The following is a 25123-nucleotide window of genomic DNA, read 5'->3' as shown; positions in this document are numbered from 1 at the left end:
GAAGTGCTAATGTAGTTTTTGAATAGCTACTAAATCAACCAACTTTGTTTTTCCTCTTAATTTTTCCGTTTTTAAAGCAGATAAACTATAGTTTTTGCTTGATTTAAGGTGTTCTATAAGCTTTTTAGACGCAATAAACTCAACACCATACTTATTGCACAAACTCTGTATTCTCGCGGTAGTATTTAACACATCACCAGTGAAAAAAATGTCTTTTTTTAAAACTCCTATTTCTCCAATAGTCACCTCTCCAAAATGAATTCCTGCCTTAAATTCAGGATGTACACTGTAGGTTTTTAAATAGTATTCCTTTTTCTTTTCAAGAGCAGCTTTCATATCAAAAAAACAATTAACGCAATTATTGTTTTTGATACCTTTTGAAAACTTCCATGACATTACAATTTCATCACCCACATATTGATACACTTCTCCTTCATTTTTTATAATAGCGTCCGATAGATCAAAATAATAAGATTTTAAAAGCTCAAAATACTTTATGTGCCCAAGTTCTTCGGCGATTGTGGTTGAGGATTTCATATCTAAGAACATAAATATCCGGGTTTCTGATATAGGTTTATGATATTTTCCGGTAAAAAAATTCAATAGAACATTTTGTCCCAAATTCTCACTAACCTCAGAATAAAGTAATGAAAAAAGCAAGGAGAAACCAAGCTGAACAATGGCGCTTAAATGTGTAATACTGAAGAAAAAATTGAAATATTTTGCCCACACATCGGCATGAAAAACTGATGTGTTTAATTCTATACTTGCAGCAATGGGATAATTGATAAGAATTACAAATGAAAAGAAAAGAATGTAAATAATGAATTTGGCAACAATCTTTTGCCAAAATTGTTTCTTTTCAAATAGTTTGCTAAGAAATAGTACTTCAATAGTACCAACCAAAAGTCCGATAATTGTAATACCAGTTAATGCAAACGTTAGAATGCTGGGCGTTATTTTAATGGCAGCATCAGGGGTGTTTTCCTGATTGCCAATAGCGGCAAATTCTACCCATAAAAATAAGCAAGCGAAAATGAGCCATATAACCCCAAATGGGAGAATTTTTGATATGTTTCTTTTTGCAATTGCCGATATCCTCATGTAAATAATATGTTTAGAAGTTTACAATTTAATAATTATGTAGATTACTTTTATATATAAACGCGATTGAAATTTGTCATTTAATACATATATTTACCACCTAATTCTAACCGTGGTAGAATAATAAACAAGGGGATGTAGCTCAGTTGGCTAGAGCGCTTGACTGGCAGTCAAGAGGTCGTCGGTTCGAGCCCGATCTTCTCCACAAAAGGCATTATCGCATTGATGATGCCTTTTTTATGATTTTTGTTTATCGGTACATCAACAAATCTTAAAACTAGAACTTAGGTTTATTTTTAAAAACTTAGATGTTTTTCAACCATTTAAGATAATCTTATCATAATTATTGGTTAAAGTCAGGTTTCATCGCTTTTAACCAATTTTTTTAACCAATTTTTAACAGGTTTCAAATAAAAATTTTAACAATTTGCACTGCCTGAATTATGGGCCATACTTTTACGCTCTAAAACTTAAAAAATGATGGAAGACACTAGTACAATTGATATTAAGTCTATTAACGAGAAAATTGAAAAGGAAAGTGCCTTTGTAGACTTATTGACTTTAGAAATGAATAAAGTTATTGTAGGTCAAAAACACATGGTAGAACGATTGCTAATTGGCCTTTTAGGTAAAGGTCATATTTTATTAGAAGGTGTTCCTGGATTAGCAAAAACTTTGGCGATTAACACCTTGGCGCAGGCTGTGGATGGTAGTTTTAGCAGAATACAGTTTACTCCGGATTTATTACCTGCCGATGTTACTGGTACATTGATTTATAACATGAAGGAGAATGACTTCTCCATTAAGAAAGGACCAATTTTTGCAAATTTTGTTTTAGCAGATGAAATAAACAGAGCACCTGCAAAAGTGCAATCGGCACTACTGGAAGCAATGCAGGAAAAGCAAGTTACCATTGGCGATGAAACGTTTGTTTTAGACAAACCATTCTTAGTAATGGCAACGCAAAACCCTGTAGAGCAAGAAGGAACCTACCCATTACCAGAAGCGCAAGTTGACCGTTTTATGTTAAAAACAGTAATTGACTATCCTAAATTAGATGAGGAACAGTTAATTATGAGAGCCAATATGAAAGGTGCTTGGGACAAGGTAAATCCAGTAGTTTCTGTAAAACAAATTTTAGCAGCACAGGAAGCTATCAAAGACGTGTACATGGATGAAAAAATTGAAAAGTACATCCTCGACATTATTTTTGCGACAAGATATCCTGAAAAATATAGACTTACCGATTTAAAACCATTAATTTCTTTTGGAGCCTCTCCTCGTGGAAGTATCAATTTAGCAACAGCTGCTAAATGTTATGCCTTCATCAAACGTAGAGGTTATGTAATCCCAGAAGATGTTCGTGCTGTAGTTCATGATGTATTACGCCACAGAATTGGCATTACTTACGAAGCAGAAGCTGAAAACGTGACTTCTGAAGACATCATCAACAAAATTGTAAACGAGATAGAAGTACCTTAAAAATTGACAATTGATAATTGACAATTGATTATTAAGTTCTAATTAATCAATATTAAATATTCAATAGACAATTGAAAAAATGGATACTAAAGAATTACTAAAAAAAGTACGCAAAATTGAGATTAAGACACGGCGGTTGTCTGATCATATTTTTGGAGGAGAATACCATTCTACCTTTAAAGGGCGTGGTATGACATTTAGTGAAGTTCGTCAGTATCAATTTGGAGACGATGTTAGAAATATTGATTGGAATGTTACCGCACGTTACAGTGAACCTTTCATTAAAGTATTTGAGGAAGAGCGTGAACTTACCATGATGCTTATGGTAGATATTTCAGGTTCAGAATTATTCGGTACAGAACAGCAATTTAAAAATGAGGTAGTTACCGAAATAGCAGCAACCTTAGCATTTTCGGCTACTCAGAATAATGACAAAATTGGTTTGATTTTATTTTCAGACCAGGTAGAACTATTTATTCCACCTAAAAAAGGGCGTTCTCATGTATTGCGTATCATTCGAGAACTTATAGAATTTACACCAGAAAGTAAACAAACCAATATTGCCGAGGCTTTAAAATTCTTATCAAACGTAATGAAGAAGAAGGCTATCGTATTTCTACTTTCCGACTTTATCGCTGATGATTACGAGCGTACGATGAAAATTGTATCTGGTAAGCATGATGTTACGGGAATACGGGTTTATGATAAACGTGAGGAAGAGATACCTAATCTTGGTGTGGTGCAAATGTTAGATGAAGAAACAGGTGAAATGCTATTGGTAAACACCACATCTAAAAAAGTACGACAAAATTACGCTAGGTTTTATAGGAATAAGGTGAATTATTACAAAGAAACATTTTCGCGCTCGGGTGCTGGGGTTATTGATTGTCGTGTGGATGAAAGTTACGTTAAAAAACTACTAGGTTATTTTAAAAGAAGAGGCTAAAAGAGTAACGATTTATGATTAACGATTTCAGATTTATGAATTTTGAAGTAATGGGTGAAGGTAATTTGAAAGGATTGCTTCTATCTTGTGCTTTCTGCCTTATGTCTGTTTTATCTTTTGCCCAAGTAACGTCTTCTATCGATTCTACATCAATCAAAATAGGAGAGCAAATCACCTACAATATTCAGGTAGAAACCGACTCTACAAATTTAGTTGTGTTTCCAGAAGGGCAAACGTTCGCGCCTTTAGAAATGATAGAATCCTATGCTATTGATACGGTTAAAAGCAAAGACAAATTCAGCTTAATAAAAAAATACGGGTTAACACAGTTCGATTCTGGGAGCTATACTATTCCACGTCAAAAAATAATCGTTGGAGACAACACGTTCTTTACAGATTCGCTTAAAGTTGAAGTAAATACGATTGCTGTAGATACTGCAAAACAAGGACTGTACGATATTAAACCTCTAATTGAAGTAAAAAAACGTGGCAGCAATTGGTGGAAATACCTTGTGGTTACACTTTTAATTTTAGGCATAGTAGCAGCTTTGTTGTGGTGGTTTATTTGGAGACAGAAGCCTCTAAGTGAAGAAGAAAAAATCGCATTATTGCCACCATATGATAGAGCTAAACTAGCGCTACAAAAACTAGATGAGAGTCATTATTTAGAACACGAGCAACTAAAAGATTACTATTCAGAGCTGACATTAATAATTCGTAAATATTTAGATGAAAAGGTGTATGACCATGCTCTGGAAAGTACAACAGATGAATTAATAAGTAAGCTGCGACTATTAAAGGATGGCAATCAAATAGATTTAAGCACTGAAACCATTAAGAATTTAGAAAGCATTTTAAGACGTGCCGATTTAGTGAAGTTTGCAAAGTCTGCTCCAGATGTAGCTTTAGCAGAACTAGATAGAAATACTATTGATGCTGAAATTGATCATGTAAAAGAAGTATTGCCAGAGCCTACCGAAGAAGAAAAGCTTTTAGACGAACAATATCGAGAAGAACAAGAGCGCAAAAAGAAGCGTAAAAAAGTATGGTTAACCGTTGGGATAAGCGTATTCTTGTTGATGGCTACAATTGTTGGATTTTCAATAAAATATGGTTTTGATTATGTAAAGGACACCATCATCGGTCATGAAAGTAAAGAGTTGTTAGAGGGCGAATGGGTAACGAGTGATTATGGCTTGCCGCCAGTAACTATTTCCACTCCTAAAGTTCTAAGTAGAGATACGCTAAGGACTAAAGAAAATAACAGAGCTAAAATCACTAGCTTCTATTATGGAAGTATGCTAGACTTTTTTGTTATAGATATTACTACTTATAAATCGAAAAAGGCAATATCAAAAAATGATATTGACTTAAAAAAAGCAGAAGATGAAGCAATAGAAGGGCTTGAAAAATCAGGAGCAACAAACATAATTGTTAAAAATGAAAAATTTGTAACCCCAAATGGAGCTGAGGGATTGAAAACTTTTGGCACTGTTAAACTACCCAGTGTTAAATCAAATGATTCGGAATATGGTGAGTACGTTGCTTTACATTTTGCTGCTGATAATATATTGCATAGAATTTCAATAATTTGGAAGGAAGATGATGTTTACAGTAAACAAATTGCCGATAGAATTTTAAATTCTGTAGAATTACAAACCGAAGAGAAAGAAGAATAATGCTAGAGGGGATTGAGTTTTTAAATAAAGAATTATTTTGGTTGTTTTTGTTATTGCCTTTAGCAATGGCTTGGTATATATTTAAGAATAAAAAGCAAACCGCTGAACTTAAAATATCTAGCTTAAAAGGCTTTAAGGTTACTAGTTCTTGGCTACCAAAATTAAAACACATTCTATTTGTATTCAGGCTATTAGCCTTGGCATTATTAATAACAGCGCTGGCAAGACCTCAGTCTGTTGATGTGTCCTCAAGAACAAAAACCACCAAAGGGATCGATATTGTAATGGCCATTGATGTATCGGCCAGTATGCTCGCCAAAGACTTAAAACCAAACCGACTAGAAGCTTTAAAAGATGTAGCATCTGAATTTATTAAAGGGCGGCCTAACGATCGCATTGGTTTAGTAGAATATGCTGGAGAAAGCTATACTAAAACACCAATTACTAGCGATAAAGCCATTGTATTACGCTCATTAAAAAGCATAAAATACAATACGATTATAGAAGGCGGAACCGCTATTGGTATGGGTTTAGCCACTTCGGTAAACCGATTAAAGGATAGTAAAGCGCAAAGTAAAGTTATTATTCTATTAACTGATGGTGTAAACAATACGGGGTTTATCGACCCAAGAACAGCAAGTGAATTGGCTGTGGAATATGGCATTAAAACCTATACTATTGGGTTGGGCACCAACGGTATGGCATTGTCGCCAATTGCTATAGACCCTAGAACCGGGAGATTTCAATATGGGCGTATACAAGTTGAAATAGATGAAGAATTACTAAAGGAAATTGCTGATGCTACGGGCGGAAAGTACTTTAGGGCTACCAACAACGAGAAGTTGGAGGAAATTTACAAAGAGATCAATAAATTAGAAAAAACAGAAATTGAGGAATTTAAATTTTATAATTACGAAGAAAAGTATCGTCCGCTTGTATTATTTGCAGGATTATTGCTGCTTTTAGAGTTATTATTACGCTTTACTATTTTTAGGAGTTTTGTGTAGTTTGAAATTTAGAATTTTAATATTGGAATTTTAGAAAAATGTATCAATTAGATGAAAAAATATGGTTTTGGACGCTGGGAATAATCCCAGTAGTAGTCCTATTCTTTTTGGTGCTTCAATTTTGGAAACATAGAACACAACAAAAATTTGCGGATAAATCGCTAATGAAAAGGCTGAGTCCTGATACATCTTTTTTCAAATCAACATTAAAAATTATAGTGTTGAGTTTAGCTTTTCTGTGTTTCTCTATTGCGTTGGTAAACCCAAAAATTGGTACAAAACTAGAAACCGTGAAACGCGAAGGCGTAGATATTGTATTTGCAGTGGATGTGTCTAAAAGTATGTTAGCTGAGGATATTGCACCAAACCGGTTAGAAAAAGCGAAGCAGTTGGTAACGCAAATTATAAATAATTTGGCCAGTGACCGTGTTGGTATTATTGCCTATGCAGGAAAGGCGTTTCCGCAATTACCAATTACCACAGATTATGCATCGGCGAAGATGTTTTTGAATAACATGAATACCGATATGTTGTCCTCCCAAGGTACAGCAATTAACGAAGCCATAAAATTAGCCACAACATATTTTGACGATGAAGAACAAACTAATAGGGTGCTTATTATAATTTCGGATGGTGAAGACCATAGTGAGGCCGCCATCGATGTTGCGGAAGAAGCTAATGAAGAAGGTATTCGTATTTTTACTATTGGTGTGGGCGATGTTAAAGGTGGGCCTATTCCGTTAAAACGCAACGGCGTTGTAGTAAGTTATAAAAAAGATAATCAAGGAGAAACGGTAATTACGAAGCTAAATGAAGATACTTTGATAGGTATTGCTGAAGAGGCGGATGGCGCTTACATTAATGGAAAAGTAACCAATGATGTGGTAGAAAATATCAGGGAGATTTTAAACACTATGGATAAAACTGAATTTGAAGCAAAACAGTTTGCTGATTTTAAAGACCAATTTCAATGGTTTTTAGGATTTGGGATTTTCTTTTTGTTTCTAGATATTTTCCTATTGGAGCGAAAAACAGCATGGTTGAAAAAATTGAATTTGTTTAACGAAAATTTTTAAATAAACTAAGGTCGTGGGAAAGCATAGGTTCTAGCAAACATGCCCGCGCTAGGGATTGAGGCATTTGTTGAAGCTCCTCGCAGAGAGCGACTGCCGAAAGCCCGACCTTGCTCTGAGAGCCCTAGCGAACGAGCGGGGGAGCGCCCAAATTTATAGTTTTTTTAACGCAAAAAAAATGACAGTTTTATAACTTAGAAATAAGGTTTTTTAAAATGAAAAAGTTAGTTGTATTACTTGTATTATGTGTATCGTTTTTGGGGTTTTCTCAAGATGATAAAACACGTGTGCTAGCCGAAAAACAAGCCAATAATTATGTTTACGAAGCCAACGAATTGGTGAGTGAAGATTTTGTTGCTGCCGAAATGGAATATAGAAAAGCGCTGTCTAAACAATCGGACAATATTGCTGGACTTTATAATTTAGGAAACTCTTACTACGAAAAAGGTAACTTTGAAGAAGCTTTATACCGCCACCAACAAACGGCTAAATTGGCGACCTCTAAAGATGCCAAACACAAAGCTTTCCATAATATGGGCAATGTGCTTATGAAAAATAAAAAGTGCAAGGAAGCGGTAGAAGCTTATAAGAGTGCCCTACGAAATAACCCTTCGGATGATGAAACACGCTATAATTTGGCTTTAGCTAAAGAGTGCGCAAAACAGCAGGAAGACGAAAATAAAGACGACGAGAATAAAGAGGACAAAGACAATAGTGACGATAAGAAAGACGAAAACAAAGAAAACAAAGACGACAAGAACGAGGAAAATAAAGATAAGAAAGACGGCGAGGATAAAGAGGACGAGAAGAAAGATGGTGAGGACAAGGAAGATGAAAAAAAGCCCGAAGACCAAAAAGAAGATAAGAATAAAGGCGATAAAGAAAAAGAAGATAAGAAAAAACCACAGCCAAAACCTGGACAATTATCGCCACAGCAAATTAAAAGTTTGTTAGAGGCTATGAACAACCAAGAACAAAAAGTACAGGAAAAAATGAATGCCGAAAAACAAAAAGGCGTGAAGGTTAAAACAGAAAAAGATTGGTAAAAGTAGACAGATGATTGGAGACGAAAGGCGGAAGTACGACGAAAATGAGTTTTGTTATGCTGAACAAAGCCGAAACATCCTAAAATGAAAATGAAACTATTAAAATTACTACATATAACTTTTTTCATTCTTACAGCAACTGTGGCTTCAGCACAAGTAAAGTTTGAGGCCAAAGTAAGTAAGGAAAAGCTAGGTGTAAACGAAAGATTGCGCATAGATTTTGAGATGAATAAAGATGGTGATAATTTTAATCCTCCAGGTTTTAATGGTTTCACGGTTATTGGAGGCCCAAACCAATCTGTGAGTAATTCTTGGATAAATGGCGTTAGAACCTATAAAAAAACATATAGCTATTTCCTAGCACCCAAAAGCAGAGGTAACTTTACAATAGGGCAAGCAACTATTGAAATAGAAGGTGAAATTTATAAAACAACACCTATTAAGGTTGAGGTTACTGCAGCCATTGACAAACCTAAAGATCCCAACGACCCGGATTATGTAGCCTCTAACAATATTCATTTAGTCGCTGAAGTTTCAAATTCAAATCCTTATTTAAACGAAGCCATTACTGTGGTTTATAAACTATATGTAGCCCCAACAACAGGTGTGGATAATTGGCGTGAAATAGATATTCCTAAATACGATGATTTTTGGAGCCAGAATATAGATACCAAAGGACAACGTGTACAAAATGGCACTTATAATGGTGAGGAATATCGTTATTTAGTATTGCGCAAAACGGTTTTATATCCTCAGCGCACCGGAAGATTGAATATTGAGCCTTTATCATTAAATGTCTCTGTTCAAGTGCCAACAAACCGACGCGATATTTTTGGAAGCCGATTAATGACACGGGTAAACAGAACAGTTTCAGCCGGCAATAGAACCATTAACGTAAAGTCGCTGCCAGAAAAAGGAAAACCAGCAGATTTTAGTGGTGCTGTGGGCGATTTTAGTTTTAAGGTTACGGCGTCTAAAACAGAATTGGATGCTACGGAATCTTTACAAGCAAAAGTAGAAGTCCGTGGGAAAGGAAATTTAAAATTATTCAAGCTACCTAAATTAACACTTCCAAGTTCTTTAGAGGTTTATGAGCCCGAACACGAAGAAAATGTAAGCACGACAACAAGTGGCATGCAAGGAAGCATTTCAGATACTTACACTATTGTACCACAGTATAAAGGGAAGTATCCGTTATCCAGCGTTTCATTTTCTTATTTCGATGTAAAAACCAAAACCTACAAACGCCTATCCTCTGACGAAATAATTATTAACGTACTGGACGGCCCCGTAAATACAAGTTCTGAAACCACCACCCCATCGAGTAATACGATAAAACAGACTGTGGTTTCAAACAATAATCAGTTTGCTTTTATTAAAACCAACACGGATTTAGTCACCACTAAAACGAGTTATTTTTTTAAATCGACATTGTTCTGGAGTTTATTGTTGGCACCTTTTTTAGCTATTCCCCTTGTAGTTTTAATCAAAAGAAAAAAAGACATTCGTGATGCTGATATTACTGGAAATAAAATAAGAAAAGCAGATAGACTTGCTAGGAAATATTTAAAAGGTGCCAAAAAACAATTGGGCAAAAAAGAAGCGTTTTATGAAGCTTTAGAAAAAGCATTACACAACTATTTAAAGGCAAAATTACGTATTGAGACCAGCGATTTAAGCAAGGACAGAATACAAAATCTATTGCTAGAACGAAACGTTGAAAACGAAGTGGTAAACGATTTTATAGCCATTTTCGAAAATTGTGAGTTGGCACGTTATACGCCAATTACCAATGTTACTATGCAGGAAGATTATGAAAAAGCCGCAAAAACAATTTCATTAATAGATAAACAGGCACGTTAAGATGAAACACTTCTTTTACATACTAATTGTGCTGTTAAGCTTTATGTTTTCTGAAGCACAAAATAGGACTCTTTTTGAGGAAGGCAATGCGCTATATAACGAGGGAAAGTATGCCGAAGCCATAGATAAGTACATGGCCATTTTAGAAACTGATAAACACTCTCCCGAATTGTATTTTAATTTGGGCAACGCACATTATAGATTGAATAATGTAGCGCCCAGTATTTATTATTTTGAAAAAGCAAAACTTTTAGATCCTAATGACAGGGATATTGAAAACAATTTGGCCTTTGCAAACAATATGACCATTGATGCTATAGATAACATACCTGAAGTAGGGTTTTCAAAATTTATAAAAAACATAACCCATTCTTTAAATTTTGATGCTTGGGCAAAAATTGCAGTGGTCTTAGCTTTTCTATATGTGGTTTTGGTGTTACTATACTACTTGTCGTATTCATCAGGAAAAAAACGTATAGCCTTTGTATCAAGTGTTATTTGCCTATTATCGTTGTGCATTGTGCTTGCATTTGCTTTTAATAAGTTTGAATTAGACAAAAAGAATAATCCAGCCATAGTTTTTGCACGGGAATCTCAAGTAAAAACAGAGCCAAATTTGCGTAGTGAAGAAGCGTTTAGATTGCATGAAGGCACAAAAGTTCAAGTGATAGATACTGTAAACAATTGGAAAAAAATAAAGCTTTTAGATGGGAAAACAGGGTGGATTGATAATGAAGATATTAAATTGTTGAAAGCTTTTTAAAAGCTAAAACGCTATATTATAAAAAAAGAGCATCAAAATTGATGCTCTTTTTTTATATCATCTTAACAATAGCCAGGGATAAGGCCTTATTATAAAATATATTTATGCATAATATATAATATATAAATAAAAATCAATGAAATAGTTTTTTAAAATTTGCACCGTGGTTTGAACGTGATGTTTAAATCACTCAAATAAAAACTAAAACCGATTTTTATTTATTATGGAAACACATCAGTTAGATTATCTAAACAAAAAATCTACACTTTCAAAAATTTTAATCTCCCTTACATGGTTTATCTTCTTAGTAAACGCAGGATTAATAGCTTACTATTTTTCTGATTTTCCAACGTGGAGTTATAAGGGCATCTTTCTTATTAATGGCTTTAGCATTGTTATTTGGACGGTAGTATCCTTTTTTAGTGGTATCGTTCAAATGTATTCTGCGAATTACATGAAAGGGTTTAAACTACAAAACCAATTCTTGTTTTTGTGTCTTAGCTTTTCATTATCGGTAATGCTATTCGTAATATCAAATCATGTCTTGCTTATGGTATTGTTTTGGTTTTTAATGGGTTTAATCATGTCTAAACTCATTGGGATTGATGCTGAATGGAAAGAAGCGCAACATGCATCAAAATTTGCAAGAACCAATTATTTTGGAGGCGCTATATGTTTTGCTTTAGGCGTTGCCTTGTTAGTTTACGTAACTGGTGGGCTCACAAGAACAGAAATATTAGCAAACCTCGAACTCGGCGCGCAATGGCAAATTTCTTTAGCTTCGCTATTTATTATAGTCGCTGCTATTATTCAGTCGGCTATATTTCCATTTCACAGATGGTTATTGTCTGCGATGACCTCACCAACACCAGCATCTGCTTTAATGCATGCTGGGTTTGTAAATGGTGCAGGTATTTTACTCACTTTATTTGCTCCTCTGTTTTTTGAAGCGAATGTATTGTTATTAATATTCATTATTGGTGGTGTAACAGCTATTGTAGCGCAATTTAGTAAGCTACTTCAGGTTAATGTAAAACAAAAATTAGCATGCTCTACCATTGCTCAAATGAGTTTTATGGTAATGCAATGTGGGCTAGGGTTTTTCACTGCCGCAATTACGCATTTAATTCTTCACGGTTTCTACAAAGCATATTTGTTTTTAACCGCTGGTGAAGAAGTACGCAATTCTTTACCTAAACCTCCAGAAAAAATGGTAATTAAGCCATTACAGACACTTATCATCATAGCCTCAGCAACATTAGGTGGTGTACTTTTCGGTTTTATAACTGGTAAAGGTATTGCATTGAATAGTGGTTTGTTTCTAACCTTTATAGTTGCCATTACGGTTGGTCAAGTAGTGTACAACATTATAAATCACGCTAACATTGAAGGCATTAAAAAACTAATCGTCACACCAATTTTAATTATTGCAGGTGTTGGTATTTATGCTTTAGTTTTTAATGGTGTAACCCTTTTAATGTCTGATATGCCAATGGCAAATGTAGCTATTGCTTTAACCCCGGTACACATCATATTTGGTGTTGTATTCCTTGTAGCCTTTCATATTATGTTATCTGGTATGTACCGCAAAATTCCTTGGCTTTACGTAAAGTTAATGAATGTATCTCAACCTTTAAACACATCTGTAGTTTCCTTTAAAAACAAATAAGTTATGACGAAAAGAGAACACATACTTTTAAGCATAGAAGCAGCAACACAATGTATAGGAACCACATGGCCGTTATATTCCTTTGTGGCATCAAACCCTTTATCTGGGTATGAAAAGTTACCTTTTGAAGAGGCTGTGAAGGAAGCGGGTCATTATTTAAAATCGAAGTCTTATCCTAGCGCTTCAGTATACAGAACAGCTCTTGAAAAGAATGATATTGATAGAACACTTTTAATTGAAATTCTAAGAGAAGCCGAATATTTTGAAGCACCTGAAGCATACCTTGCTAAAATGAATGAAGAAACTGCACCAACGCAAACACATTCTAAGTTGGATGTGATTATGACGAAATGGTTGGCAGCGTTTATGGATGAAGGTATGGCCGAATGGCAAATGCCTTACAAGGAAAAAGGATTCTTTAAAGCATGGAAATTATTAGCTAGTTATGATAAGGATATTGGAAACCCAAGTTTAAAAAATATTCCAGACACCAGTATTGAGGCTCTTGAGCAAGTGTTAAGTGCGCACAATATTTCTAGTTACAACAAGTTGTTTACCGCACATATTTCTGCTTTACCAGGTTGGACGGGTTACATCAAACATAGAGCTACTACCAATACTGTATGGCAACAAGAATTTCCAATTACTATAGAAGATTATTTGGCAGTGCGATTAACCATTGCGAATCACTTAGGTTTTTCTTTAGAAGTTGATGAAAACACTAATGATGATACATCTCAAAATACCTTGAAATATCTTTGGTTAAAAGCTTGGGAGACATCTTTTCAAAATAAGTTAACATCAAATTTAGTTGCGCAAAGTGAAACTCTAAATTTAGAAGCGAATACAGAAGTACCTGATGCACAAATGGTATTTTGTATTGATACACGATCGGAACTTATCCGCCGTCATGTAGAAGCTTCAGGAAATTATGAAACTTTTGGCTATGCAGGATTTTTTGGAATTGCTGCCGATTATCAGCATTATCAAGAAGATATCAGCATCAAGTCCTGTCCGCCAATTGTAGGTTCACCATATAAGATAACAGAAACACCTCTTGAAAATACAGCAACCAAAGACGATACTTTCAAAAGAAATAGAAACATAGCGAAGTCTAAAACACGTATTTTAAAGCGTCTTAAAAATATGTTGCCGTCGTCTTTCGGGTTTGTGGAAGGTTCTGGTGCATTCTACGGATTGTCACTTATTATGCAGTCTTTTATGCCAAAAGCTTTTTCAAAAGTGAAACATGATAAACTGGATTACGAATCATTTTGTGAACCACAAATAACTTATAATAACGAAACGCATAAAACAATTGCTCTAGAAGAAAAAGTAGCCATTGTAAAATCTGGTTTTGATTTAATGGGATGGGAGCAATTTGCGCCGTTAGTATTATTTGTAGGTCACGGTAGTAAAACGGCAAACAATCCTTTTGCTTCAAGTTTAGATTGTGGTGCTTGTGCTGCAAATCCAGGCAGACATAATGCAAGGTTATTGGCTGCTTTAGCTAATGAAAAAGAAGTAAGACGCGTTTTAGCAAATACACACAACATAAATATTCCAGAGCAAACTGTATTTATTGGCGCTGAGCACAATACTACTACAGATGAAATTGAATTGTTTGATAATCAAGTGCCAAAAACACATGATGGCCTTATAAGGGTGTTAAAAGAAAACCTACTTAAAGTACAAGAAACTGCCACAACAGAACGACTTGGAGTAACTTCTGGAAGTGTAGCATTGGCACAAGCTAAATCTATTAACTGGGGCGAAACAAGACCAGAATGGGGATTAGCAAAAAATGCAGCTTTCATTGTAGGTTCTAGAAAATTAACGGCCTCTAGCAATTTAGATGGCAGATGTTTTATGCACTCTTACAACTGGAAATTAGACCCAAAAGGGAAAGCCTTAGCTGGTATCATGGGCGGCCCTATGGTAGTAACACAATGGATTAATAATCATTATTATTTCAGTACAGTAGATAATGATAAGTTTGGTGGAGGCTCTAAGGTAACGCACAATATTACAGGCCATTTTGGAGTGGTTCAAGGTAACGGAGGCGATTTAAAAATGGGCTTACCACTACAATCTTTAAAGTCTTCAGATACTGATATGTATCATCAACCACTAAGGTTAACTACAATGATTCATGCACCGCTAGAACGTGTTGAAGCGATTATAAGGGCTAATAAACACCTACAAATGTTATTAGATAATGAGTGGATGTATTTAAAGGTTATGGATAGTAGTGATTCAAATCAGTTTAAAACATATTCTAAAAATTATAATTGGATTGAAACAATAACAGTGCCTTCAAATAAAAACACAGAAACAAAACAATCTGTTGAAGTATCTAGGTATTAATACTTTAAATATTAAAAACAAACATTATGAAAAATAATAATTATAAAATATTAGTGCTTTCAGATTTAAAAGAAAAGTCCATTCAAGCTTTAAGCTATGCCGCCAAATTATCTAATGAAATTGATGCAAATGTTGAGTTTTTTTACGCGAAATCTGCAACTGAAGTTGAGCAAACAGAAGACCCATTGTCGGCTATTAATATAATCACGGAAGTTTCTAAAAAAATAGATGAAAAAATTAAAAACTTGGTTGCGCCTATATCTAAAGATAATAATATTGAAATCAAGACCGCTTTTGCATATGGGAATGTTAAAAGTGAAATTAAAAACTACATTGAAATGTCCCGACCAGATATGATTATTCTCGGAGAAAGAGCGGGGAAAAGGTTTAAATTTCTTGGAGATAATATAACACGTTTAGTAAATAAAAATTATAAGGGAGTTATTTTTGTAGCAACAGATAAGACTATTTTAGATGCTAATGGCGAAGTGTCTCTCGATAGTTTAGGGCTGAAAAACAATATAGATAACTATAATTTAGATTCTAAAAAAGAATTGACGGCTTAAACCGATATTTCACAAGTTAAGTTAACACCTCCATAGTATAATAAATTATGCTATTGAGGTGTTTTTGTTTTAGAAACAATGTATCTGCTGTCGTTTTTTCCATAGAAATAACAAAATTAAAAGAGAGTCAGTTTTAAAAACTAAAGGGTTTTTAGGTCTAATAAAAGCCTAAAATACAAGTGCTATACATCATAAAATATCTAAAAAAAGAAATAAAACTTGCTCATAAAAAAACAACTGGATTTCTTCAATGGATATAAAAATTTTCAAAGAGTTTTACAAGCTTAATAAATATGTGTTATATTTAGTTTTTTAATAGTATAACTCGCAATGTTGAGAAACACAATCGCCATTTTATTAGTTTCTATATTCATGTTAATTGTAGTGACACCTACAGTTATGATTCTTATTGATGATGATATAGATGTTTCTGAGATTTATGCGGCTTCAGAAGAAGAAAAGGAGAAAAGTCAAGAAAAGAATGGCGAAAAAGATTTTATAGTTTTAGAAATTCAGCACCCGCTATCTGCACGCATCATGAGTTTTGAGGAAAATAATTTAGAATACTGTTTGAAAATGTATAAAAAACCACATATTCAGCTTTCTTTTCCTCCTCCAAAAAAAACATAACTGTTTTTCTATAAACTCAAATCAAATTTCTTACTAACTAAACCGAAAGCCTATTGCGCTTTGGTTTACAATTATTTATTTTATGTTTAAATATTTAAAAAACGACCTCCCTGCCAGTATTGTAGTATTTTTTGTGGCTTTACCCCTATGTTTAGGTATTGCCTTAGCTAGTGGAGCTCCATTGTTTTCTGGTCTTATTGCTGGTATTATCGGCGGAATAGTAGTTGGTAGCTTAAGTGGATCAAATATTGGGGTAAGTGGTCCTGCAGCTGGTTTAGCCGCAATTGTGCTTACTGCCATTGGTGCTTTAGGAGGCTACGAAAATTTTTTAGTGGCTGTTGTTATAGGAGGTGCTATACAATTGTTATTAGGCTTTTTAAGAGCTGGAATTATTGGATATTACTTTCCGTCTTCAGTAATTAGAGGCATGCTTACAGGTATTGGAATCATCATTATCCTAAAGCAAATACCGCATTTTTTTGGTATGGATGAAGATCCTCAAGGCGATTTTGCATTTCTGCAAATAGATGGGGAAAATACACTAACTGAACTTTTAAAGGCTATTAATGCATTAATTAGCGGTAATGTTAGTATGGGCGCGACTCTTATTGCAATAGTTGCGATGGCTATTTTACTATTATGGTCTAATGTTTTAAGTAACAAAGGAAAAATATTTCAACTTGTACAAGGGCCTTTGGTTGCTGTAGTTGTAGGTATTGTTTTCTATATAGTTACCAAAGATGGTGCACTTGGTATAACAGATAATCACCTTGTGTCTGTACCTGTCCCAGGAGATTTCGATAGTTTTTTAGGTCAATTTACATTTCCGGATTTTTCTGCAATAACCAGAATGGATGTTTGGATAACAGGATTTACAATTGCTATAGTAGCTTCACTTGAAACCTTATTATGTGTAGAAGCCACGGATAAATTAGATCCGCACAAAAATGTAACGCCCACTAACCGAGAGTTATTGGCACAAGGCACAGGTAATATCATTTCTGGTTGTATTGGAGGATTACCAATTACACAAGTAATTGTTAGAAGTTCTGCAAATATTCAATCAGGAGGACGAACAAAACTGTCTGCCATAATTCATGGGTTTTTCTTGTTAATTTCAGTAATCTTAATACCTAAACTTTTAAATATGATTCCGCTATCTGTATTAGCAGCGGTATTATTTATTGTAGGTTTTAAACTAGCAAAACCATCAACGTTTAGAAAAATGTTTAGCCTAGGTTGGAAACAATGGATTCCTTTTATAATAACAGTTTTAGGGATTGTATTTATCGATTTACTTTGGGGTATCGGTTTAGGGCTAGCGGTTGGTATTACTGTAATATTGATTAAAAGTTTCCAAAATTCTCACTTTTTACATAAAGAAGGGGAAGATGTAGATGACGGTAAAATAAAAATGACACTTGCTGAAGAGGTAACCTTTTTTAACAAGGGAGCTATTCTCAAAGAATTAGATAATCTTCCACCCGATTCTTTTTTAGAATTAGATGTAAGTAAAACTAGGTATTTGGATAATGATATTATTGAAATATTAGAAGATTTTGCATTTAAGGCAAAAGAGCGAAATATAGATATTAAACTGGTGTCTGAACGCGGTGTTGTAGAAAACCCCGACAGTTACATCGAATTTTTTAAACTTAATAAACTTGGATAAGGTTGTCTTTTAAAACAAAATTTTGATAACTTTAATACATGTACAGCCTGTATTAAGAAACATGAAAAACTATAAATTATGAAAAACACATATTATAATCAGTTATTAGTCAATAATAAGGAATGGGTCAAAGAAATGACCCAAAAAGACAAGAACTATTTTGAGGATTTATCAAAAGGACAAAAACCACCTGTACTATGGATTGGTTGTGCCGATAGTAGAGTGCCTGCAAACGAAATAACAGGAACTCATCCCGGAGAGCTTTTTGTACATAGAAATATCGCCAATATGGTAGTGCATACAGATATGAACATGTTAAGCGTATTAGATTATGCCGTGAATCATTTAAAAGTAGAGCATATTATTGTATGTGGGCACTATGGTTGTGGTGGTGTTGCTGCTGCAATGCAAAATAAATCTCTAGGACTGATTAACAAGTGGGTAAGAAACATAAAAGAGGTTTACAAGGACAATAAAACAGAGCTTAAAAAAATTGATGATGATAAAAAACGTTTCGATCGTCTTGTGGAATTGAACGTAAAAGCCCAAGTGTACGATTTGGCAAAAACATCGATAGTGCAGCAAGCATGGAAAGACGGAAGACCTTTAGAAGTTCATGGTTGGGTGTACGATTTAAAAGATGGCATTATCGATGATTTAAAAGTATCAATGGACAGTGCGCAGCATTTAGACGATATTTTTGTTTTGGATTTAGATTAACGAAAAACTAAAAAGGTTTTACTTATAAATTTAGGTGTAAATGTAACGTCCATAATTTGGTAAATTAAAAAGCCTCGTAAATGTTAAGTTTATGAGGCTTTAATAGTTAGTTCATCTGTCATTCTTAGCATTTCATATGAAGTATGTTTTATTACATTGTTAAAAATCAATTTCTAGAAAAAAATTAATATTGTACCCTGTAAATATTATCAAAGTTTATTTTTTGTCTTTATTTTGGGTAATATTTTCAATATGTCAATAATTAAAATAGCTTCTTTTTGTTTAGCAGTTCTGGGTATTCAGTCGCTACTAAGCCAAACATATACCATAATACGAAGTTTAGACTAAGCTGATGGATTATCGGGTAATACTAAGCAATCAGATAACAATAAGCAGGGGAAGTGGGTAAATATATAACCAATCGTTCTATTAGGATTTATGAATAAATATCTGTTTTTGTTTTTTTTCTTAATCAGTATATGGGGATACACGCAAAATGACACAATTCAACTAAAGAACAACAATGTTCTGGCAGGAGAAATTAAGTCAATTTCTAAGGGTGTTTTAACCTTTAAGACCTCATATAGCGACAAGGATTTTAAAATTAAATTTCATAAGGTGAAAGGCCTCGTCGTTCAGCGAAAATGTCTTGTCATTCTCACAAGAGGAAGGCGCCGATTCGGAAACATTAAAACTGATAATGGAGGAAATATTATTATAAGGTTAGAAGATAATTCTATTGAGTCATTCAATTTGGATGAAGTAATTACTTTGGATGAAGTAGATGATAATTTCTGGAGTCGTATTAAAGGGTCTATCGATCTTGGATATAACTTCACCAAAGCAAATAATAATTCACAATTTACCATCGGAGGAAATTTAAATTATGTTGATAAACGATGGTTAATAGAAGGAGATATTAGTGTATTAAATTCAAGGCAAGATAATGCAGATAAAACAAAAAGAACTGATGCGAATTTAGAGTTTATACGCATACTACCAAGAAAATGGTACTTATTGGGCAATATCCCATTTTTAGCCAATACAGAACAAGCTTTGGAAGGAAGGATAAACCCAGGAGTAAGTTTTGGGAAATTCCTGATTAGCACCAACAAATTATACCTAGGGCTTAGTGTTGGTCTTACATATAATATTGAAGAATACGCAGATGAATCTTTAAATAAAACATCTAGCGAAGCCTTGTTATCTACCAGTTTCAATATGTTTGATTTTGAAGATATTAATCTTAAGACAGATATTAAACTATATTCTAGCTTATCGGAAAAAAAGAGAACCAGGGTTGATTATGACGTGACTCTTAAATATGATTTACCACTAGATTTTTATCTTAAATTAGGATTTACATTAAATTACGATAACCAACCTGCGATAGCAGGTAATGATATTGATTATATTTTTACCAGTGGATTTGGCTGGGTATTTGATTAACTTAATGTGAAAACATTATTTAAATTTATTACATGCTTTACACGAACTATTTTTCTAAAATGAAAAAGCTGTATGGTGCGCCTCGGCTTACAGATGAGGGGTTTTCGATTTATTTGAATGTCCTTTTGTTAGAAGATAGGATAAAACTACTACAAGCATTGAATAACAAATATGACAATAGAAATCATGATGTTCTCATTTTGTCGCTTCAAGAAACAATTAATAAAATTACAAAATCAACACCTCCGGATGAACTTTTGCAATCTCTGATAGTAGAGTGATTTTTGTTAAATTGAGGTAATTAAATTATTTACTATGTGTTACGCCAAATCACTTAGAAAAAAAGATACAGAAATTCTTGAAAGACTAAATGATGAATTATATTTAAACTATAAAATTCCGCTAGAATTCACTCCTTACTATCACTTAAATGGGTTCACACACGGTAACGTTTATATTATACCAATGAATGAACCAGACCAAATTTATCCAGCAACTTGGGGTCTTGTTCCAGATTGGGCTTTGCATAATCCAAATAAGTTCCTAAAAAAAAGTAATACTTTGAATGCCCGAAGTGAATCTATGTTTGAAAAGCCATCATTTAAAAATAGTGCAGAGAGCAAAAGATGTTTGATTTTGGCCGATGGATTTTTTGAACCCCATCATGAAAATGGTGTGGCTATCCCATATTTTTGCCACCAACCAAACGACGAATTTCCAACAGGAGATTTGTTTTTGATGGCAGGACTTTATAATGAAATTGATTCTGAAACATCATTATTCTCAGCTACGATATTAACTACTGAGGCAAATGATTTTTTTGCGGAAGTACATAATAAAAAGAAACGTATGCCCTTAGTGCTAGCTAACGATTTATATGAAGATTGGCTAGATGATGGTCTTAATCAATCACAAATTAATGAATTAATGACCTTTGGATTTACCAACAGAGAGTTTAAAGCGCATCCTGTTAGTAGAGATATTTATAAAAAGGGCATAGATACAAATAAACCATACATTGTGGAGCCTGTACAAAAAGATACGCTCTTCTAATAATAGCTGATTTTAAAGGAATTTAGTCGTCCCCTCATCGTCCCCTGAAACTAAAAAAGCCTCGTAAACTCAACGTTTACAAGGCTTTATAATTTCAAAACGTGGTCCCACCTGGGCTCGAACCAGGGACTTTCTGATTATGAGTCAGATACTCTAACCAACTGAGTTATAGGACCCATTACATGAAATGTAATTCTCTTAAAAATAAGAGTGTGCAATATTACTATATTTCTTAAAACTCTACAAGAAATTTATTCCCTAATCTCTTGGCATAACTCTATAAGCACACCATTAGTGGATTTTGGGTGCAAAAACGCAACAAGTTTATTGTCTGCCCCTCTTTTGGGTGCATCGTTCAACACTGTAAAGCCTTCCTTTTTTAGGCGTTTTATTTCGGCATCAATATTGTCCACATCAAAAGCAATGTGGTGAATGCCTTCTCCTTTTTTTTCAATAAACTTCGCAATAGGGCTATCTGGGTTTGTGGCTTCTAAAAGTTCAATCTTATTCGCGCCTACTTTAAAAAACGAGGTGCTCACCCCCTCGCTTTTTACTGTTTCAAGTTTATAATGTGGTTCACCAAAAAGCTTTGCAAACAAAGCGTTAGCGTCCTCCAAACTCTTTACCGCAATACCTATATGTTCTATTTTATTCATTAAACCTTACTTTTACAGAAAGATACAAAATATCCCTTATTTTTGTATCATATTTGCATGCAAGACATTCAAAAAAACTATGGAAGAAAGTCAAAGACAAAAAAAAATAGGTTCGGTGTTACAACGCGATTTAGTGGATGTACTTCAAGGTGCCGCAACACAAGGCGGTATGCGCGGTGTAATTATATCGGTTACTAAAGTAAAAGTTACAGTAGATCTATCGGTAGCCAAGGTATATTTAAGCGTATTTCCTAACGACAAAGCGAAGCCTATTGTTGAAGGCATTAGAAGCAACACCCCGTTAATTCGCCATGAATTAGCGCAACGCACCAAAAATCAGTTAAGACGCATGCCAAATCTTGAATTTTTTATTGACGATTCCTTGGAGTATATAGACCGTATTGAACAGTCTTTAAAAGGTAAGGACAATCCTATTGATAACCCCGATTTACTAGATAAAAGAAAGAAGTCATAATTTGAATGTTTCTTTATATATAGCCAAACGCTACCTGCGCTCCAAAAGTAGTAACAACGCTATTAATTTTATCACCATAATAGCACTTATTGGCGTGGTTTTAGGGGCCGCATCGCTTTTTGTGGTGCTTTCGGGCTTTGCAGGTTTAAAAGATTTCACCTTACAATTTTCTACTATTGTAGATCCAGATTTAAAAGCCGAAACCATTATTGGCAAATCCTTTACATTTACCGAAGCCCAGCGTGAGCAGCTTAACAATATTGATGATATCGTATTGTATTCTGAAGTTATTGAAGAACGTGTTATTGTGTATTCCGAAGGTAAAAACTATCTAGCTAGTATAAAAGGCGTAGATGGCAACTACAACAAAGTAAGCGGTATAGACTCTGTAATTCCGCATGGCAGTTGGTTAACACAAAAAAGCAATCAAATTGTTTCGGGTTGGGGCGTGTCTCAAAACCTGTCTTTTGGAGTTTTAGACTATGGAAAGGCTTTAGACATGTACGTGCCAAAACCGGGAACCGGACAAGTTACCTCAACGAAAAACGCATTTAATGCTGTTAGGGCTATTAATGTTGGTATTTTTGACATTAACGAAAAACTAAATGATACATACGTTTATTCGTCCATAAGTTTAGCCCGCCGCTTGTTAAACTATGCACCCCATCAAATTTCAGCCCTAGAGTTTAAGCTGAGTGAAGATGCTGACCAAGTTGCAGTACAATCTCAAATTCAAACCATTTTAGGAAGCAACATTGTTGTGAAAAACCGTGTGCAGCTTAACGATGCGTTGTATAAAATGCTCAATAGTGAAAATCTATTAATTTATCTATTGCTTACACTAGTTTCGGCACTGCTAATCTTTAACGTTATTGGCTCTATTATCATGATGATTCTAGAAAAAAAACCCTCGTTAAATACCCTTTTCAATCTCGGCGTCCCTATAAAACACATGCGCAAAATTTTCTTTTTTCAAGGCTCCGCCATAACGCTCATTGGTTGTGTTGTGGGTCTACTTTTAGGTTTTATAGTAGTGCTGTTACAGCAAACATTTGGGCTTGTTCCCATTACGCCAACACTGGCCTACCCTGTAAGCATAAAACTCGAAAACTTTATCATTGTGTTCCTAACCATTTCAGTTTTAGGTATTCTATCTTCGAAAATTAGCGCGACGAGAGTAACCGAAAAATTGGTTGCTGGAAATTAATATTTTTTGGGCGAGTTGCCATGAAAAATGGCAAACAGGCTTTCCGCTATATCTTTTTGCAGAAAAAGCAAAAAGGATGCCGCTGCAATCCTTCTCGCGAGGTGTATTTGCCTAAGTCTATTTTCTATCAATATGCCCTAAACTTTTATTAGGAGCAATAACATCTCTTACGAGTTGCTTTAAAGCAGTGATTTCAGGAAAACCATTCATATCCTTTCGCGACCAAATTCTTCGGTTATTCGCATAAACTTCAAAAATGCCACCTGTACTAGGAACTAAAGTGAGTTCGTCAATCTCTTCGCTAAATGTTGTTAACAATTCTTGAGACATCCATGTAGCACGAAGCAACCATTTGCATTGCGTACAGTAGACGATTTTGACTTGGGTTTTCATTTTTTTGATTTAAAAATTATTGGTTAAAAGGTTCTCGATACAATTCTCAAGCTTCGCTTGGTATCTTCAATCAAAATATATTTTGATTTCGATAATCTTAGAATCACTCGAACTGACAGCTATTTTTATAATTTACTTCAATTCAAAAATATAAATCTAGAGTATTCATAGCAACTTCTCCATTTGAGTAAGAATTCCCCCTTTTTGGGGTTAGGGGGCTTACGTAAACTGATAGCCCGCAAACTTCTCTTGCACCTCATCAAACGTGGCAAAAACATCTTTAGAATGGTCGCTGGTTACCATTTTCATTCGATAGTCTTTAAAATGAGGAATGCCTTTAAAATAGTTTGTGTAATGACGACGGGTTTCAAAAACACCTAGTTTTTCACCCTTCCAATCTATAGACATTTGTAGGTGGCGACGTGCAGCCTCCACGCGTTCTTCTAAAGAAATTGGTGCTAAATGCTCGCCTGTTTTAAAGTAGTGTTTTACTTGCTTAAAAAACCAGGGATTGCCAATACTTGCACGCCCAATCATAGCACCATCCAGTCCAAATTCATCACGCATTAAAACCGCTTTTTCAGGCGTATCTACATCGCCATTTCCAAATACAGGAATATGCATGCGTGGATTGTTTTTTACGGCTGCAATAGGTTTCCAATCGGCTTCTCCCTTGTACATTTGTGCACGTGTTCGCCCATGAATAGCAATGGCTTTACAACCCACATCCTGTAAACGCTCTGCGACCTCAACAATTTTTATAGAATCATGATCCCAACCTAATCTGGTTTTAACAGTAACAGGCAAATTGGTGCGTTTTACCATTTCTGCAGTGAGCTTCTCCATCAAACACACATCTTTTAGAATACCTGCTCCTGCCCCTTTGCTCACTACTTTTTTTACGGGACATCCAAAGTTGATATCTATAATATCAGGGTTAGATTTCTCAACAATGTCAATAGTTTGCAGCATACTATCTAAATTAGCACCAAAAATCTGTATGCCAACAGGGCGTTCTTTTTCATAAATATCCAACTTCATAACGCTTTTTGCTGCGTTACGAATTAAGCCTTCACTAGACACAAACTCGGTATACACCACATCGGCGCCTTGCTCTTTACACAACGCACGAAACGGTGGGTCGCTCACATCTTCCATAGGTGCTAGCAGCAATGGAAAACCTGGAAGTTCTATGTTGTCTATTTTTACCAAGCGTATAATTTTTGGGGCAAAATTAAGGTTTTTTTTAATTAAAAAAATGTGGCGTGTTTTACGCAATATGTAACATATAAGATAGCTATCA

Annotated in this window: 23 protein-coding genes and 2 tRNA genes; 20 read left to right on the top strand and 5 right to left on the bottom strand. The window is 34.6% G+C overall.

Features of this window, described 5'->3' with window-relative positions; genetic code table 11:
• Positions 1–6: 6 nt before the first annotated feature.
• The gene (locus BMY39_RS02455) at positions 7–1104 is read right to left on the bottom strand and encodes an adenylate/guanylate cyclase domain-containing protein (RefSeq protein ID WP_092574931.1); all 1098 of its coding nucleotides are present in this window, start codon (positions 1102–1104) and stop codon (positions 7–9) included.
• A gap of 131 nt (positions 1105–1235) precedes the next feature.
• Between BMY39_RS02455 and BMY39_RS02450 the strand changes: the two genes are divergently transcribed.
• From BMY39_RS02450 to BMY39_RS02365, 18 genes are all read left to right on the top strand, one after another.
• Positions 1236–1309: transfer RNA gene (locus tag BMY39_RS02450), tRNA-Ala, on the top strand.
• A gap of 275 nt (positions 1310–1584) precedes the next feature.
• Positions 1585–2586 (top strand): AAA family ATPase, encoded by a 1002-nt coding sequence (locus tag BMY39_RS02445; protein ID WP_092574927.1) that lies wholly within the window; start codon positions 1585–1587, stop codon positions 2584–2586.
• A 79-nt stretch (positions 2587–2665) separates the two neighbouring features.
• Positions 2666–3532: a DUF58 domain-containing protein gene (locus BMY39_RS02440; protein ID WP_092574925.1), complete on the top strand. Its 867-nt coding sequence runs from the start codon at positions 2666–2668 to the stop codon at positions 3530–3532.
• A 35-nt stretch (positions 3533–3567) separates the two neighbouring features.
• Entirely contained in the window at positions 3568–5211 is a 1644-nt protein-coding gene (locus tag BMY39_RS02435) for a BatD family protein (RefSeq protein ID WP_092577552.1), read from the top strand.
• Complete coding sequence (locus tag BMY39_RS02430) at positions 5211–6218, top strand: vWA domain-containing protein (protein WP_092574923.1); 1008 nt, start codon at positions 5211–5213, stop codon at positions 6216–6218. The genes BMY39_RS02435 and BMY39_RS02430 overlap by 1 nt, the downstream gene beginning before the upstream one ends.
• 38 nt (positions 6219–6256) lie before the next feature.
• Entirely contained in the window at positions 6257–7294 is a 1038-nt protein-coding gene (locus BMY39_RS02425; RefSeq protein WP_092574919.1) for a VWA domain-containing protein, read from the top strand.
• 212 nt (positions 7295–7506) lie between these two features.
• On the top strand, positions 7507–8337 hold the full coding sequence (locus BMY39_RS02420) for a tetratricopeptide repeat protein (RefSeq protein WP_092574918.1): 831 nt from the start codon (positions 7507–7509) through the stop codon (positions 8335–8337).
• Between the two features lie 90 nt (positions 8338–8427).
• Positions 8428–10200, top strand: a complete 1773-nt coding sequence (locus tag BMY39_RS02415) for a BatD family protein (RefSeq protein WP_092577551.1) — start codon at positions 8428–8430, stop codon at positions 10198–10200.
• 1 nt (position 10201) lies between these two features.
• The gene (locus BMY39_RS02410) at positions 10202–10963 is read left to right on the top strand and encodes a tetratricopeptide repeat protein (protein ID WP_092574916.1); all 762 of its coding nucleotides are present in this window, start codon (positions 10202–10204) and stop codon (positions 10961–10963) included.
• A 223-nt stretch (positions 10964–11186) separates the two neighbouring features.
• Positions 11187–12632 carry a proton-conducting transporter transmembrane domain-containing protein gene (locus BMY39_RS02405; RefSeq protein ID WP_092574915.1) on the top strand — a complete coding sequence of 482 codons (1446 nt, stop codon included), beginning with the start codon at positions 11187–11189 and terminating at the stop codon, positions 12630–12632.
• A gap of 3 nt (positions 12633–12635) precedes the next feature.
• Positions 12636–14999 carry a DUF2309 domain-containing protein gene (locus tag BMY39_RS02400; protein WP_092574913.1) on the top strand — a complete coding sequence of 788 codons (2364 nt, stop codon included), beginning with the start codon at positions 12636–12638 and terminating at the stop codon, positions 14997–14999.
• Between the two features lie 26 nt (positions 15000–15025).
• Positions 15026–15565 carry a universal stress protein gene (locus tag BMY39_RS02395; RefSeq protein ID WP_092574911.1) on the top strand — a complete coding sequence of 180 codons (540 nt, stop codon included), beginning with the start codon at positions 15026–15028 and terminating at the stop codon, positions 15563–15565.
• Between the two features lie 330 nt (positions 15566–15895).
• Entirely contained in the window at positions 15896–16195 is a 300-nt protein-coding gene (locus BMY39_RS02390; RefSeq protein ID WP_143064732.1) for a hypothetical protein, read from the top strand.
• Between the two features lie 82 nt (positions 16196–16277).
• Positions 16278–17867: a SulP family inorganic anion transporter gene (locus BMY39_RS02385; RefSeq protein ID WP_092574907.1), complete on the top strand. Its 1590-nt coding sequence runs from the start codon at positions 16278–16280 to the stop codon at positions 17865–17867.
• A 78-nt stretch (positions 17868–17945) separates the two neighbouring features.
• The gene (gene can, locus BMY39_RS02380; RefSeq protein WP_092574905.1) at positions 17946–18587 is read left to right on the top strand and encodes a carbonate dehydratase; all 642 of its coding nucleotides are present in this window, start codon (positions 17946–17948) and stop codon (positions 18585–18587) included.
• A gap of 438 nt (positions 18588–19025) precedes the next feature.
• Positions 19026–20036: a DUF481 domain-containing protein gene (locus BMY39_RS02375; RefSeq protein ID WP_092574903.1), complete on the top strand. Its 1011-nt coding sequence runs from the start codon at positions 19026–19028 to the stop codon at positions 20034–20036.
• A 59-nt stretch (positions 20037–20095) separates the two neighbouring features.
• Positions 20096–20317 (top strand): hypothetical protein, encoded by a 222-nt coding sequence (locus BMY39_RS02370; protein WP_092574901.1) that lies wholly within the window; start codon positions 20096–20098, stop codon positions 20315–20317.
• A gap of 34 nt (positions 20318–20351) precedes the next feature.
• Positions 20352–21089 (top strand): SOS response-associated peptidase, encoded by a 738-nt coding sequence (locus BMY39_RS02365; RefSeq protein WP_092574899.1) that lies wholly within the window; start codon positions 20352–20354, stop codon positions 21087–21089.
• A 102-nt stretch (positions 21090–21191) separates the two neighbouring features.
• Here BMY39_RS02365 and BMY39_RS02360 read toward each other — a convergent pair.
• Positions 21192–21265, bottom strand: a tRNA-Ile gene (locus BMY39_RS02360).
• Between the two features lie 75 nt (positions 21266–21340).
• On the bottom strand, positions 21341–21745 hold the full coding sequence (gene mce, locus BMY39_RS02355) for a methylmalonyl-CoA epimerase (protein ID WP_092574897.1): 405 nt from the start codon (positions 21743–21745) through the stop codon (positions 21341–21343).
• 79 nt (positions 21746–21824) lie between these two features.
• On the opposite strand from mce, the gene rbfA reads away from it, so the two are divergent.
• A complete protein-coding gene (gene rbfA / locus BMY39_RS02350; protein ID WP_092574895.1) occupies positions 21825–22220 on the top strand; it encodes a 30S ribosome-binding factor RbfA in 396 nt (131 codons plus the stop codon).
• Position 22221: 1 nt separating this feature from the next.
• Positions 22222–23427 (top strand): ABC transporter permease, encoded by a 1206-nt coding sequence (locus BMY39_RS02345; RefSeq protein ID WP_092574893.1) that lies wholly within the window; start codon positions 22222–22224, stop codon positions 23425–23427.
• A 117-nt stretch (positions 23428–23544) separates the two neighbouring features.
• Here the strand turns inward: BMY39_RS02345 and BMY39_RS02340 are convergent, their stop codons facing one another.
• Both BMY39_RS02340 and dusB read right to left on the bottom strand, forming a co-directional pair.
• Positions 23545–23820, bottom strand: a complete 276-nt coding sequence (locus BMY39_RS02340; RefSeq protein WP_092574891.1) for an Rdx family protein — start codon at positions 23818–23820, stop codon at positions 23545–23547.
• A gap of 219 nt (positions 23821–24039) precedes the next feature.
• Complete coding sequence (gene dusB, locus BMY39_RS02335; RefSeq protein WP_092577548.1) at positions 24040–25032, bottom strand: tRNA dihydrouridine synthase DusB; 993 nt, start codon at positions 25030–25032, stop codon at positions 24040–24042.
• Positions 25033–25123 lie beyond the last annotated feature (91 nt).

It is taken from the genome of Hyunsoonleella jejuensis (genome assembly GCF_900111025.1).
Taxonomy (GTDB): Bacteria; Bacteroidota; Bacteroidia; order Flavobacteriales; family Flavobacteriaceae; genus Jejuia; species Jejuia jejuensis.
This window is presented reverse-complemented; position numbering and strand designations above follow the sequence as displayed.